9 protein-coding genes are annotated in these 14546 nt (G+C 68.6%); 6 read left to right on the top strand and 3 right to left on the bottom strand.

All coding sequences use genetic code 11. The features are described 5' to 3' along the window. Positions 1-130 precede the first annotated feature (130 nt). The 5 genes from KEG57_RS30020 (at position 131) to KEG57_RS30040 (ending at position 5509) form a co-directional block, all read left to right on the top strand. Positions 131-1783: a phytoene desaturase family protein gene (locus tag KEG57_RS30020; protein WP_272421820.1), complete on the top strand. Its 1653-nt coding sequence runs from the start codon at positions 131-133 to the stop codon at positions 1781-1783. A 57-nt stretch (positions 1784-1840) separates the two neighbouring features. Further along, on the top strand, positions 1841-2443 hold the full coding sequence (locus KEG57_RS30025) for a YIP1 family protein (RefSeq protein ID WP_272421821.1): 603 nt from the start codon (positions 1841-1843) through the stop codon (positions 2441-2443). Between the two features lie 8 nt (positions 2444-2451). Continuing rightward, positions 2452-3285, top strand: a complete 834-nt coding sequence (locus KEG57_RS30030) for an NAD-dependent epimerase/dehydratase family protein (RefSeq protein WP_272421822.1) — start codon at positions 2452-2454, stop codon at positions 3283-3285. 67 nt (positions 3286-3352) lie between these two features. Beyond that, entirely contained in the window at positions 3353-4039 is a 687-nt protein-coding gene (locus KEG57_RS30035; protein ID WP_272421824.1) for a carbonic anhydrase, read from the top strand. Positions 4040-4207: 168 nt separating this feature from the next. Next, positions 4208-5509: a DUF418 domain-containing protein gene (locus KEG57_RS30040; RefSeq protein ID WP_272421825.1), complete on the top strand. Its 1302-nt coding sequence runs from the start codon at positions 4208-4210 to the stop codon at positions 5507-5509. Between the two features lie 7 nt (positions 5510-5516). Here KEG57_RS30040 and KEG57_RS30045 read toward each other — a convergent pair whose 3' ends face one another. The 3 genes from KEG57_RS30045 to lon all read right to left on the bottom strand — a co-directional run bounded on the left by KEG57_RS30045 (position 5517) and on the right by lon (position 10398). Further along, positions 5517-6767 carry an MFS transporter gene (locus tag KEG57_RS30045; protein WP_272421826.1) on the bottom strand — a complete coding sequence of 417 codons (1251 nt, stop codon included), beginning with the start codon at positions 6765-6767 and terminating at the stop codon, positions 5517-5519. Between the two features lie 197 nt (positions 6768-6964). Beyond that, positions 6965-7864 (bottom strand): hypothetical protein, encoded by a 900-nt coding sequence (locus KEG57_RS30050; protein WP_272421827.1) that lies wholly within the window; start codon positions 7862-7864, stop codon positions 6965-6967. Between the two features lie 140 nt (positions 7865-8004). Next, a complete protein-coding gene (gene lon, locus KEG57_RS30055; RefSeq protein WP_272421828.1) occupies positions 8005-10398 on the bottom strand; it encodes an endopeptidase La in 2394 nt (797 codons plus the stop codon). A 308-nt stretch (positions 10399-10706) separates the two neighbouring features. Between lon and KEG57_RS30060 the strand changes: the two genes are divergently transcribed. Further along, positions 10707-14525: a serine/threonine-protein kinase gene (locus KEG57_RS30060; RefSeq protein WP_272421829.1), complete on the top strand. Its 3819-nt coding sequence runs from the start codon at positions 10707-10709 to the stop codon at positions 14523-14525. The last annotated feature ends 21 nt before the right edge of the window (positions 14526-14546 follow it).

Here is a 14546-nt window from a genome sequence, read left to right on the forward strand (position 1 = left end):
GGCGGCGCGAAAGCCGTCATCCGCTCGTCCGTTCCGTCCGCGCCTCGCCTGTTGCTCGACGAAATGTCATGCCCCCGCAACACCGCCTCCCCCCTCCGACATCCAACCCGAGATCGAGGAGGATCTTCCGATGGAGCGCTGGGACACGATCGTCGTTGGGTCGGGCGCGGGGGGGCTCACGGCTGCGCTCGCGCTCGCGCGCGCGGGGCAGCGGGTGCTCGTCCTCGAACAGCATTACTTGCCGGGCGGCTGGACGCACAGCTTCGCGCTCGAAGGGTATCGATTCAGCCCTGGCGTCCATTATATCGGCGAGCTCGGCCCCGGCCAGTCCGCCCGCGCGCTCTACGAAGGCCTCGGCCTCGGCTCGGACCTCACGTTTCACGAGCTCGCGCCGGACGGCTTCGACCATTTCCTCCTCGGCGGCGAGCGCTTCGATGTCCCGCGTGGCTTCGATCGCTATTTCGAGCGCCTCGTCTCCCGCTTCCCCCACGAGCGCAAGGGGCTCGCGCGATACTTCGACGTCATCGGCCGCATTGTCGAGGGCACCCTCCGCTGCGAGGAGCTCCTCGTCTCCCCGCGCGGCGCCCTCGAGCTCCCGTTCCGCTCGAAAGACCTCTTCGTGTGGGGCCTGCGCACCCAGCACGCCCTCCTCGACAGCACCATTCGCGACCCGCTCCTCCGCGGCATCCTCGCCGCGCAATCGGGCAACCATGGTTTGCCCCCATCGCGCGTCTCGCTCCCCCTCCATGCCCGCATGATCAACCATTACTACGACGGCGGGTATTATCCGCGCGGCGGCGCCAAACGCATTCCGATGGCCATGATCAAGGCCCTCCGCAGGCGCGGCGGCGAGATTCGTCTCCGCACCCGGGTCCGCCGCATCCTCGTCGAATCCGGCCGCGCGGCCGGCGTCGAACTCGAATCGGGCGAGCGTATCGCCTCCCGCGCCGTCGTCTCCAATGCCGACCCCGCGATCACCTTCGGCAAGCTCCTCGAACCGCCGCACGGCGAGCGCGAGCGCCGGAAGACCGGCCGCATGGAATACTCCGTCGGCATCCTCAGCGTCTTTTGCGCTACCGACCTCGACCTACCCGCGATGGGCCTCGATTCGGGCAATTACTGGTGTTATCGCACCCTCGACGTGAACGGCGTCTACGAGCGCGCCCTCCACGCGCTCCCCCACGGAATCATCGAGGGTCTCTTCCTCACCGTCACCACCCTGAAGGACCCCGGCCACGCACCGAAGGGCCACCATACCCTGGAGCTCTTCACGTTCGTCCCGTACGAACCCTTCGAACGCTGGGCCGGCACCGCGGCGGCGCGCCCCGAGGGATACCGCGACCTCAAGGAGCGCCTCGGCGACGCCCTGATCGCCGCGGCCGAGCGTGTGATCCCCGGACTCGGCAAGAACCTCACCTTCCGCTCCGTGGGCACGCCCCTCACGAACGATTTTTATTGCGAGACCCACCGCGGCTCGAGTTATGGCACGGCGAAGAGCCCCCTCCAGCTCGGCCCCTTTTCCTTCCCCATTCGTTCCAGTGTCCCCGGCCTTTACAGCGTCGGCGCGAGCACGCTCAGCCATGGCGTCGCGGGCGCGGCCACCTCCGGCCTCTTCGCGGCCCGTGACATCCTCGGCGTCCGCCACATCGCAGACCTCCTCGCCCCGCCCGACGGCTCGCTCCAGATCGTCCCGGCCGCCGAGCTCGCGCCCGCCTCCAGGACCCGCGTACACGCGCCCGCCGCGGCGCACGACGACGACACCGAGGACGCCCTCGCTTCCTGAGCGACGACAAACCCCCTTTCCCGCGCCCACCCTTTCCGCTATCGAATGGGCGCGCCGATGCCCGATCCCCGCCCTGCCTGGTCGCTTTTCCTCGACGTCCTCCGTGGCCCGCGCGCCGCCATGGCGGGCGTCGCGGCGCGCGCGGACGCGCGGGAAGGGCGGGCGGCGATGCTCGTGCTCGGCGCCTTGCACACCGCGTTTTCCCTTCTCCTTTTCCTTTCGGGCCATGCGCCGAGGTTTGGCCTGCCGGGGCTCGGGCGGGAGCGGCATTACCTCGTCCAGGCCCTCCTCGCCGTGCCGCTTTACCTCGTCCTCTGGCGCGTCGGCGGCGGCATCACGCATGCCATCGCGCGCCGCGCATCCCCGCCGGGCGGGGAGGGGAGCCGGCAGGATGCGTCGCTCGCGGTATTCGGCGTGGCGTATGCCGTGCCGATGACGCTCCTCTTCATCGTGCCCGATATCGCCGTCTATTTCGCCCTCGGCTTTTCGGCCATCGGAAAGGCCATGCGGTATTACGCGCCGCTCGCCGCGGCCTCTTGCCTCGCGCTCGGCACGATGGGTTTGTCACGGGCGCACCATCTCCGCACGCGGACGGCCCTCCTCGCCACGCTCGTCGGATTCGTGGCGCAGGCCCTTCTCGGCGCATTTTTCCTGCGGTAGGAGCGATCGTGGACGCCTCGGAAACACTCGTCATCCTCGGCTGTGGTTTTACGGGAACGTTCGCCGCCAAGCAGGCCCTCGCCGCGGGGATCCGCGTCGTGGGCACGACCCGCTCCCCCGAGCGCGCCGCCGCCTTGTCACGGCTCGGCGTCGACGTCCGCCTCGTGCCCCGCCTCGACGAAGCCCTCGTCGCGCCGCTCCTCCGCGAGGACACGCGCGTCCTCGTCACATACCCGCCCGACGACGCGACCGACGCCGCCCTCTTGCCCCTTCTCTCCCGCGCCGCGTCTGCGGTCTACATCTCCTCGACCGGCGTGTATGGCAGCGCCGCGGGCCGGATCGACGAGGAAACTCCGGTGGATCCCCGTGAACCTCGCGCCGCCGCCCGCCTCCGGGCCGAGGCCCTCGTGCGCGCGGCCGGCGGGATCGTCCTCCGCGCGGCGGCCATTTACGGCCCGGGTCGGGGCCTACACGTCCGGCTCGCGCGGGGCGAACACAAGATCGCCGAAGGCGGCCACGCCGTCATCAGCCGCATCCACGTGGAGGACCTCGCGCGCCTCGCCCTCGCCGCGCTCGCGCGTGCTCCGAAAGGCGAGGTCTTCGTGGTCGCCGACGATGCGCCCGTCCCTCAGTCCGAGGTCATCGACTGGCTCTGCGCTCGGCTCGGCGTCCCGCGACCCACCGAGGTCCCGAGGGATCACCTTCCCCCGACCCTCCGGAACGACCGTCGCGTCGACGCCGGGAAGATTCGACGAGAGCTAAGGGTTTCCCTCGATTACCCGACGTATCGCGAGGGGTTCGTCGCCTGCCTTGCCGCGGAGGCCGACCCCACGACCTCGTAAGAATTTAGTTTGCGTTGCCAACTATTTCGTTGGCTCACCAATTACGTCTGGTCTATCTTCGGCGGTCATGGAAAAGCTGATCCGCGGCCTCATCGACTTCCGCAAGAACAAGCTCCCCGGCCTGGCTCCGCTCTTCAAGCAGCTCGCGGAGCGGGGGCAGAAGCCGGACGTCCTCTTCTTTGCTTGCGCCGACAGCCGTGTGGTCCCGAACCTGATGGTCTCCACCGACCCGGGGGACCTCTTCGTGGTTCGGAGCGTCGGCAACCTGGTCGCGCCGGCCACCGCGTCCGGCATCTCCGTGGGCGACGTCTCCGAAGCCTCGGCCATCGAGTTCAGCCTGGCCAAGCTCAAGATCAGGCACATCGTCGTCTGTGGTCATTCTCGCTGCGGCGCCATCGAGGCCATCCTCAACGGCCGCGAGAACTACAGCGCCTTGCCGAACCTCAAGGCGTGGCTCGCGCACGGCGAAGCTGCCTTTGCGCGCCTCGTGCGCTCGCCCTTCATCAAGGACGACCTGTCGGCTGTCGATCGCCTCTCCCAGGCCAACGTCCTCCAGCAGCTCGAGCACATCGCGAGCTACGCGAACGTCCGCACGCTCGTGGACGAGGGCGCGATCACGCTGCACGGCTGGTGGTTCGACGTCGCGACGGGCGACGTGCACGTCTACGATAGGGAGCGCGGCGGCTACATCCTGCTCGACGAGACCGAGGCCGAGCGCGTGCTGGCCGGCCAATCCGCGTTTCAGCATAGCTGACGGCCAGGCCGAGGGCCTCACGCCGGGATCAACCCGGAGTGAGTAAGGAGGCCCGGGTGCGCTTTTTCGTTCACATCGCGCCCGGAGTGACTCTCCATCGGTGGAGGTCCCCACATGGCAGAGGAACAAAGCAAGGCGGAGTGACTCTCCATCGGTGGAGGTCCCCACATGGCAGAGGAACAAAGCAAGACGGAGGGCGCCCCACCGCTCACACCCGTCGCCCCGGAGGAACGCAACCCGCTTCTCGACGTCCTTCGCGGGTTCGCCCTGCTCGGCATCATCGTGATGAACATGCCGGGCTTCAGCGTGCCCGACGGCATCCACGCGCTCGACGAGCACTACTTCCCGCGCTTCTACGACCGGGCGGCCGAGACCGTCACGTCGATCGTGTTCGCGGGCAAGGCCAACTCCATCTTCTCGTTCTTGTTCGGCCTCGGGCTGACCGTCCAGATGCAGCGCGCCGAGGCGAGCGGCGCGCGCCTCACGCCTCTCTACCTGCGACGTGTCGCCGTGCTTTTCCTCGTGGGCGCCGCGCATGCGATCTTCCTCTGGAACGGGGACGTGCTGCACACGTATGCGGTCCTCGGGCTCTTCTTGCTCGCCTTGCGCCGCGCCTCCGATCGGCTCGTCTTCGGGCTCATCGCGATCGCGTTCCTCGCGCCGACCGTGCGCAGCATGATCGGGCTCCTTCTGCAAGAAGCGCCCCCGCATCCGAGATCCTTCTGGGTCGCCATGGCGCATGAGCACATGCGGATCTACTCGACGGGGACCTATCTCGAGCAAATCGGGGCGCGGCTCGCGGTTTTCGCGGATGCGTACGCCATGATCCGGATCGGCCACGGCATGATCTGGTGGTATCTCTCGGTGTTCGTCACGATGCTCCTCGGGCTCTACGCGGGCAAAAAGCGGCTGCTCGAGGACGTCGCGGAGAACCTCCCGCGGATTCGCAAGGTCCTCTGGATCTCGCTGAGCCTCGGAATCGCCGCGTCGGTGGGTTTTTCTCTGCTCTTCGAGTTCCGACCCATGCCCCCGCCGGAAGGCTGGACCTGGTACGGCTTCTTCGCCGAACTGCTCTTCCGGGTGAACCGGCCCCTGCTCTGCATCGCTTACATCGCGGCGATCGCGCTCCTGCTCCAGACCGACCGCGGCAAGCGCGTGCTCCTCGTGCTCGCGAGCCCGGGCCGCATGCCGCTGACGAATTACCTGACGCAGAGCCTGATCGCGACCACGCTCTTTTATAGTTACGGATTTGGCTGGTACGGCAAAGTCGGCCCGCTCCTCGGGACCGGGATCGCGGTGGCGATCTTCGCCGTGCAGGTCGTCTGGAGCCGATTCTGGCTCGCGCGTTTCCGCTATGGCCCGCTCGAATGGCTGTGGCGCGCCGCGACGTACGGCAAGCTGCCGCCGATGCGCCTCGCGCAAACCCCGGCGGCGCCTGTGCCGGTCAGCCCCACCGCGTCGGGTTCGTAAAACCCTCTCAGCCCGCGGCCCCGCCCGGCAGCCCCGTCGGGTCCGGGTCGTTCACGTCTTTCGCGTCCCGCCGTCGCCGCGCCGCCGGATCGTCGTACATGAAGATCACGGTGAACAGCACGAACGCGGCCCACATTGCCACGTGGTGGTAAAGCATCGCGACCCCGCCGAGGCGCTGGAAGATCTGGCTCGCAACGAGCGGGCCCGAGAGGATGCCCGCCGCGTAGAACATGTTGTAGATCGAGTTCGCCCGGCTGTAATCGCGCGGCTCGACGATGACGCCCGTGAGCGCGAGCGCGACCGGCGACATCGACGCGAACGACCCGCCCGTCCCGAAGACGATGGCGAGCATGAGCCAATAGTTGTCGGCGTAGATGAAGCCGGCCACGCAGCAGAGCCCGATGAACGAGAGCACGCGGACCGCGCGCAGGTGCCCCACGCGGTCCGCGACCCGGCCCGCCACGTTCGAGAAGATCATCATGCCGAGGCAAAACAGCCCCGGCAGCACGATCGTGCGGTTCTCGGGAATCCCCTTCGACTCGATGAGGTAAAGCGGCAGGAAAATCACCACGGCCGCCTGGAAGTAGCCGTACGAGAACGAGGCGAAGCACGACGTCTTGATACGCCACAGGATCGTGGCGGCCGAGAGCTCCGAGCCCTTTTCGCCCTCCGTCTCCTCATCCGCGCTCGCGCCCTCGACGGGCGGCGCCGGCGGCATCTTCAAGGCCACGTAAAGGCCGGCGCTGAGCGCGAACAGGGCGGCCACGCCGAACGAGACGGTCGCAGGAACGAACCGATCCATGCCCGTCGCCATGAGCGGACCGGCCACGTATCCGCTCGCGAGCCATATCGCATAAAGGGTCGTGAGGTACGCCTTGTGCTCCTTCCGGGCTTGCGCGAGCAGCACCGTCTCGGAGCTGACCCATATGCCGATCGTGAACAGGCCGTCGACGAAGCGCACGCCCGCGACCTGGGCGAAGGTCTTCGCGAACGGGAAGGCGGCGAGGCAGCCCGCGTACCCGACGAGCGACGCGGAAAGGACTCGCTCGGCCGAAAACCGTCGAATGATCGCCCCGACCGGGAGCGCGAAGGCCACGAGCCCCGCGCCGAAGAAGAGGGCCAGAAAGCCGATCGAATCCTTCGAGTACCCCAGCCGGTTCAGGTGCACCGCCGTGAGACCGATCGAGATGCCGCACGCAATCCCGAACGGTAACGTGGTCGCATAGAGACGGCGGAGCTGGGGGGTGACAGGACTCACGCACGGCCTCTACCATGGCGGCCGCGCGTGGGCTATGTGCCTCTGCTGCGAACGACTTTTCTCATCGGCCGCCGCGTCGCAGCATGAACGCCCGCCTGCCGAAGCGTCGATCCAGAGCCGCGCTTTTGTGTTGACAGGAAGGGCCCGCGCGGACCCGCGAGCGGGCGAGCCCGGCGCGTGTCAATGGCGGTATCGGATCAAAACCCGTCGCAGTCGCCGGGCACGACCTCTCTCAGGTGCACGACCTCGCCGTCGAAGCGGCAGATCACGCTTCGATCCGGGTTGAGCGGGCTGTTCAAGAGGCAGTTGTCGAGCGCCTCCTCGCATGAGCTGTCCGGCGTGTGCATCGAGCCGCCCTGGTCCCAGCAGAACTTGAAATCGTAAACCCCGGGCGCCTCCTTGCCCGCGCACGAATCCGCGCCCTCCGGCTCGTCGTCGCATTCGAGCATGCCCTCGGCCACGTGGCTCGTCTGCGTGTAGCCCTGCTCGATTGCACACGACGAGTCGGCCTGGAGGTCGTCGTGCAGCGTGAAGTGCGTGGCCTGATAACAGCCGTGGAACGAGGTCAACGCGCGCCCCGTCAGGTTCTCGACCGCGGCGACGAGCGTCTGCGTATCGCTCCCGCCCTCGGCGTGCGGCCATGCATAGCCATACGCGCCGAGCGAACCGTCCGGGCCGTCGTGAATCTCGACCGCCACGCCCGCGGGCACGTCGGCCGTTTGATCGTGATAGCCGTTCAGGATCACCTTTTCGAGCGTGACGCCTTCGGCCGCGGTGACGGTCCAGTGCACCGGCTCGTACGACGAGAGGACCAGGATCGAGCTCGATTGCCGCTCGACGTGCACCGAAGCCGCGCCGGGCGGGTGCACGCCGCCGCCGTGATTGCCGTGTGATTCGTAGATGCCGATGAGGTGCAGCTCCGAGCCGCAGACGGGGGGCGGGTTCACGACGCCGCCGGGATCACCCGGGCCAGGCTGACCAGGCTGGCCGTCCTCGCCGCCGCCCCCGATCACGACCGTACCCTTGCAGCCCAAAAGACCGAGCGTGCCCGTGAGAACGAGACCCGCGAGCGTCCGCCCGAAATACGATAAGGTCATTTCCATTCCTCCGCGCGAAAGCGATGCGACGGGGAACGTAGCACGCGTGGAATGGCTGGAGAAGTGTCGACGCGCCGCCCGCCGGGATTTTGGCAGAGATCCGCCTACACCTGCTGCGGCGCGTCGATCGCCGTCGCTCGTCAATGAACCGCGCGCACTTCGCCGCCCGTCTCCGCGTCGTTGCCGAGCGGGACGGTCTCTTCGTCGGCCGGCCGATCTTCCAGCGCTGCGTGGATCACCTGGCTCATGTCCTCGGCGAACACGAACGTCAGCGAGCTACGCACCTCCTCCGGCACCTCCTCGACGTCGCGCGCGTTCTTTTGCGGCAGAATCACCCGCTTGATGCCGGCCCGATGCGCGGCCATCACCTTCGCTTTGATCCCGCCGACGGGGAGCACGCGCCCACGCAGCGTGCATTCGCCGGTCATGGCCGTATCACTGCGCACCCGCCGCGACGAGAGCAGCGAGGTCAGCGCCGTGAACATCGTCACGCCCGCGCTCGGCCCGTCCTTGGGCACGGCGCCCGCGGGCACGTGAATGTGCAGGTCCTCCTCTTCGAGCTTCGACGTATCCACGCCGAGCTCCGCCGCGTGGCTCTTCACGTACGAAAGCGCCGCCTTTGCCGATTCCTTCATCACGTCGCCGAGCTGCCCCGTGATTTCCACGCGGCCTCGGCCCGGCATCCGGCTCGTCTCGATGAACAGAATGTCGCCGCCCACCGGCGTCCACGCCATTCCCGTCGCAACGCCCGCCGACGCCGTCCGCTCCGCCACCTCCGCGAAAAACTTCACCTTGCCGAGGTATTTTCCGAGATCGCTCTCCTCCACGTGCAGGTTCGGCTTTTCGTCCTTCGCCCGCGCCACCTCCAGCGAGAGCGCGCGGCAGAGCTTCTTGATTTCCCGTTCGAGCTGACGAACGCCCGCCTCCCGCGTGTAATCGCGCACGATGGCCCGGAGCGCGTCGTCCGTGATCGTCAACGTGCCCTCGGGGATCCCGTGCGCCGCGAGCTGCTTCGGGATCAGGTGCCGGCGCGCGATCTGCGCCTTCTCGTCCGGCGTGTATCCGGGGACCTCGATGATCTCCAATCGATCGCGGAGCGGCGCCGACAGCGTGCCGAGGTCGTTCGCCGTGCAGACGAAGAGCACCTCGGACAGGTCGAACGGCAGCTCTAGGTAATGGTCCTGGAACGTCTTGTTTTGCTCCGGATCCAGCACCTCGAGCAGTGCCGCCTCGGGATTGCCCGCCCAGCCCACCGCGAGTTTGTCGATCTCGTCGAGCAGCACGACCGGGTTCTTCACCTTCGCCTTCTTCATCCCGTGCACGATCCGGCCCGGGAGCGCCGCCACGTACGTGCGCCTATGCCCGCGGATCTCCGCCTCGTCGCGCACGCCGCCGAGCGCGATCCGCACGAACGGCCGCCCCGTCGCGTCCGCGATCGATTGCCCAATGGAGGTCTTGCCAACCCCGGGCGGGCCCGCGAGGCAGAGAATGCTGCCCTTCGCCGTGCCCTTCAATTTCAGCACTGCGATGTGCTCCAGGATCCGGCGCTTCACGTCGCCGAGGCCGTAATGGTCCTCGTCGAGCTTCTTGCCGACCGCGTCGATGTCGTCCTTCGCGTCGGCGCGCTGGCTCCACGGTAGCTCCGCGATCCAGTCGAGGTACGTCCGGATCACGTTGTATTCGGCCTGCTGCGGCGAAAGCGCTTCGAGCCGCTTGATCTCGCGATCGGCGACCGTGCGCACCTCCTCGGGCAGATTCGCCTTTTCGAGCCGCTCGCGCAGCTTGCCCGTCTCGTCGTCCGAGCTTTCCTCGCCGAGCTCTTTCTTGATGGCCCGGAGCTGCTCGCGCAGGATCGCCTCGCGCTGGTGATTGCCGATCTCGCGGCGCACGTCCTGCTCGATTTTGCGCTTCACCTCGGAGAGCGATTTCTGCTCGATGACGAAGCCCGCGACGATACGCAGCCGCTCGACCACGTCGAGCGCCTCGAGCACCCGCATGTCCTTGTCCGACGTGAGCCCGAGCAGCGCCGAGACCCGATCCGCGAACAGGCCCGGATCCTCCTCGGCGAGCGACGGCTCGATCGAATTCTCGATTCCACGGCCGAGCTCGCGCACCTGATCGAAGAGCGCGCGGGCGAAGAGCTTGGCCTCCTCGCTCGATTCGCTCGTCTCCGCGGCGACCTCGCCCTCCGCGAGCCAGAATGGATCCCGACGCACGATACGACCGAGGTGCATGCGGCCCACGCCCTCGATGACGAGCTTCATGTCCCCGCTCGGCAGCCTGCCCGTCTCCACCACCCGGGCGAACGTCCCGAGGCGATAGAGATCCGACTCGGCCGGATCCCCGAGGTTGCGGTCTTTCTGCGTGAGGACGCCGATCACGTCCCCCTTGTTCAGCGTGCGGACGAGCGCCACCGAGCGCTCGCGGCCGATGGGAAGAGCGATCACCGCGCCGGGAAAGAGCACCCCGTTGCGGAGCGGAAGCACCGGAAATGGAGAAGAGGGCGCGCGGGCCCCGTCGCGGAGGGTCGTCATCGTGGGACTCCTTGGGACTTCAGGAAAGAGCGCCTCGCCACGGTCGGCGTCGCCGGTCCGGTGGCCCGAGGCGTGAACGAACCATAAATCCGTTCACTGCTCCGTCAACGGGGGGACGTGCGAAGGGGTGACGGGACGGTACGGGAGGCTCGTGGGGGGCCTTCCGCCCAGGGGCGCCACACGTGTGACGTTCGTCATGACCGCGTAGAGAAGATGATCCGCGCCCCGCCGACGCGTATGCTGGTAACGGTGCGGGCAAACGGGACCTCGACGTCGTCGGACCACGCTCTTCGCAAACCGCCTTCGGGATGAGAGTCGGGCAGGTCCTCGCGCAGAGATTCCGCGTCGACGCCCAGGTCGGGGGCGGCGGCATGGGGCAGGTCTATCGCGCCTTCGATCTCTCCAGCGGCGAGATCGTGGCCGCGAAGATCCTGAACGACACGGCGCCCGAGACCGTGGCGCGGTTCGAGCGGGAAGGCCGGGCGCTCGCGCGGCTCTCGCACCCCGGCATCGTCCGCTACGTGGCGTACGACGTGATGCCGGACGGGCAGCCATTCCTGGTGATGGAGTGGCTCGAAGGCGAGGATCTCGCGCAAAGGCTCGCGCGCACGCACCTCACGGTCCCCGAGACGATCACGCTCGCGACGCGCGTGGCCGAGGCGCTCGGCGCCGCGCACGCGCAGGGCATCGTCCACCGTGACCTCAAGCCCGGCAATGTCTTTCTCGTTGGAGGTCGAAGCGAGTCGCCGAAGATCCTCGATTTCGGCATCGCGTTTTTCGGCGGCAGCGCCCGCATCACCGCGACCGGCACGATGATGGGCACGCCGAGCTACATCGCGCCCGAGCAGGCGCGCAGCGGCGGCGTGGTCGACGCCTCGGCCGACGTGTTTTCCCTCGGATGCCTGCTCTTCGAGTGCCTCTCGGGCCGGCCTCCTTTCCAGGGCGATCACTTCGTCGCGGTGCTCGCGAAGGTCATCTTCGAGGAGGCGCCGCGGCTCCACGAGCTCGGCGTCGTCGTGCCCCCGTGGCTCGACGAGCTCGTCGCGCGCATGCTCTCGAAGGAGCCCACGCGGCGGCCGCGCGACGGCGCCACGCTCGCCCGCGCCCTCGAAGCCGAGACGATCGACGACGACGGCCTCGACGACGTGCCGCCGCGCTCGCTCGGCAAGCGTGAGCGGCGCTTCCTCGGCGTCGTGCTGCTCGGCCCGCCCGCGTCCGCGCCGCCCATCACCTCGACCTCGAAGACGCTCGCGGTCTCCACGCCCGACACGATGCGCTCGGTGGTCACGCGGTTCGGCGCGCACCTCGAGCTCCTCGCCGACGGCACGGCCGTCGTGATCCTGGACCACACGAGCGTGCCGACGGACATCGCCGCGCAGGTCGCCCGGTGCGCGCTCGCGCTGCGCGAGTTTTTTCCGGGGGTGCCCATCGCTGTGACCACCGGGTGGTGCGAGCTCGGTCGCGGCCTGCCGGTCGGCGAGGCGATCGAACGGGCGATCTGGCTCCTGCACATGGAGGGACCCGTCCCCGGGCCACGCGTCGCGATCGACGAGACCACGGCGGGCCTGCTCGACAGCCGCTTCGACTTCGTCGAGCTCGCGCCCGGCGGCTGCGAACTGCGCGGCGAGCGCGTCTCGGCCGAGGCCTTCCGCCCGCTGCTCGGCAAGCTCACGCCATGCGTGGGGCGCGAGCACGAGCTTGCCCTGCTCGAACAGAGCTTCACGAACGCCGAGAACGAACCTGCGGCGCTCGCCGTGGTGGTCACGGGATCTGCCGGCATCGGCAAATCGCGCCTCGTGCACGAGTTCATCGAGCGTCGCAAGCGCGCGGCCGCGCCCGTCGAGATCCTGTGGGGCCGCGGGGATCTGCAGCGGGCCGGCTCCACGTTTGGCCTGCTCGCCGACGTGCTCTGGCGTGCGGCCGAGGTGAAGGGCGGCGAGCCGATCGAGGTGCGGCGCGAGCGCCTCGCCGCGTTCGTCGCGCGGCACGTCCCCGAGCGCGACCTGCGCCGCGTGACCGAGTTCCTCGGCGAGCTCTCGGGCATCCCGTTCCCCGACGAGGACAGCCTCCCGCTCCGCGCCGCGCGCCAGGACCCCGAGCTCTGCGGCGAGCAGATACGACGCGCATTTCGTGATTTCCTACGCGCTCTTTGCGCCGAGCGTCCCGCGCTCATCGTCGTCGAGGACGTGCACTGGGGCGATCGCGCCTCCGTCTCGGCGCTCGAAGCGGCGCTGCGCGAGCTCGCGGACGAACCCATCTTTCTCGTCGCGACCGCGCGTCCCGAGGTCGAGCAAGTGTTTCCGCAGCTCTGGGTCGAGTGTGGCCGCCAGGAGATCCGGCTGAAGCACCTCTCCGTGAAGGCGAGCGCCCGGCTCGCGCGCAAGGTGCTCGGCGACGCGGCGGAAACGCCTCTCATCGAGCGGCTCGTGACCCTTTCCGAGGGGCATCCGTTTTTCCTGGAAGAGCTCGTCCGGGCCGCATCCGAGGATTCGCTCGGCGAATCCTTGCCGGAGACGATCGTGGCCATGGTGCAGACGCGCCTCGAGCGGCTCGAACCGCGCGCGCGTCGGGCTTTGCGCGCGGCGAGCATCCTCGGCGAGGTCTTCTGGCGTGGCGCCGTCGTGCACATGGTCGGCGAGGGCGATCCGAGCAGCGATCCGCTCGCCGCGCTCGTCGCCGGCGAGATTTGCTCGAAGCATCGGGAGAGCCGTTTTCCCAAGGACGAGGAGTACGCCTTCCGCCACGCGCTCCTCCGCGAGGGCGCGTATGCGCTCCTCACGGACGACGATCGGGAGCTCGGCCATAGGCTCGCCGGCGAATGGCTCGAACGGGCGGGCGAGACCGATCCATTGATCCTCGCGAACCACTTCGAGCGCGGCGGCCGGCTCGATCGGGCGGGCACGATGTACATCCGCGGCGCGGAACAAGCGAGCGCGCGGCGCAATTACCCGGACGCGGAGCGTTACTTCGCGCGCGCCGACGAGCTGCTCTCCGGTTTGCCCGCGGTCGCGCGGCGCGCGCGTGGCCTCGCGCGGTTTCGGCGGGGCCAGTACGAGGACGCCGTTACCGAGCTTGCGGCCGCGCGGGCCCAGGCCGAGGCGGCGGGAGATGTCCTCTTGCAGGTCGAGCTCTTGCTCGACGAGTCCATCGTCTTCGACTGGATGGGCGACGTGAAGCGCGCCGAGGAGCTCGTCCTCGACGCGAAGGCGCGGTATGTCGAGGGCACCTCGCCGCTCGTCGACGCGCGCCTCCTGCTCGGGCTCGGGCGCTCCTCGCACCGCGCCGACCGCAACGAAGAGGCGGCGCGGGACCTCCTCGCCGCGGCGGAGAGGGCGGCGGAGCTCGGGGAGGAGGGCTACGAGACGCGGACGATCGCGCTCCTCTTGCTCGGGTTCATCTTGCCGGGCCTCGGGCGCTCCGACGAGGGGGCTGCCGTTCTCGACGAGGTCATTCATGGCTGCGAGGTCCGCGCCGACCTCCTTCACCTTGGCGGCGCGCTCGCCAACCGGGGCCTCGTCCGGGCTTGCCGCGGCGATCGGGCCGGGCTCATCGCCGATTACGAGCAAACCATTGCCATCGGCCGCGAGATCGGCCAGCCCACGCTGGAGCTCATCGGGCATTACAATCTGGGTGAATATCTTTACCTGATGGACGACCTCCCCGCGGCCGAGCCATACATCCGCTCCGCCGCGGCCTCGTTTCCGCGGCCGAACATCGGGGCGCACCCTGCGATCGTCAAGTTGCTCGAAGCCCGGGTTCACCTTTATCGCGGCGACGAGGCTTCTGCGGCGGCGATCATAGCGGCCATTCGCAAGGAGCAGGTGGAAGCGCGGGCACAGGGGACCGAGATTTTGGCGCCCTCCGAGGAGGTCCTCTGCGCCATGGTCGAGCTTGCCACGACCGACGCGTCGGCGGAGCGCTGGGACGAGCTCGAAGAGCGCTCGACGCGGTGCTCGGTGGGACAGGAGCGGCTCGAGGTCCTCGAAGCGCGGGCGCTCACGGCGCTCCGCCGGGGCCGGCGCGACGACGCTGCGCGGCACCTCGAGGCCGCGCTCGACGTGGCCTCGCGGGTTGCGAACGTCATGACGCCGCGGCTCCGGCGTGCGCTCGTCGCGGCGAAGGGTTGAGGGCGAGCACCCTTTCGTTTC

This window comes from Polyangium jinanense, from assembly GCF_028435365.1.

Excerpts from the sequence above, each read along its gene's own strand:
- KEG57_RS30020 (WP_272421820.1), top strand. The coding sequence starts at position 131 with ATGGAGCGCTGGGACACGATCGTCGTTGGGTCGGGCGCGGGGGGGCTC.
- KEG57_RS30025 (WP_272421821.1), top strand. The coding sequence starts at position 1,841 with ATGCCCGATCCCCGCCCTGCCTGGTCGCTTTTCCTCGACGTCCTCCGT.
- KEG57_RS30050 (WP_272421827.1), bottom strand. The coding sequence starts at position 7,864 with ATGACCTTATCGTATTTCGGGCGGACGCTCGCGGGTCTCGTTCTCACG.
- lon (WP_272421828.1), bottom strand. The coding sequence starts at position 10,398 with ATGACGACCCTCCGCGACGGGGCCCGCGCGCCCTCTTCTCCATTTCCG.
- KEG57_RS30040 (WP_272421825.1), top strand. The coding sequence starts at position 4,208 with ATGGCAGAGGAACAAAGCAAGACGGAGGGCGCCCCACCGCTCACACCC.
- KEG57_RS30035 (WP_272421824.1), top strand. The coding sequence starts at position 3,353 with ATGGAAAAGCTGATCCGCGGCCTCATCGACTTCCGCAAGAACAAGCTC.
- KEG57_RS30060 (WP_272421829.1), top strand. The coding sequence starts at position 10,707 with ATGAGAGTCGGGCAGGTCCTCGCGCAGAGATTCCGCGTCGACGCCCAG.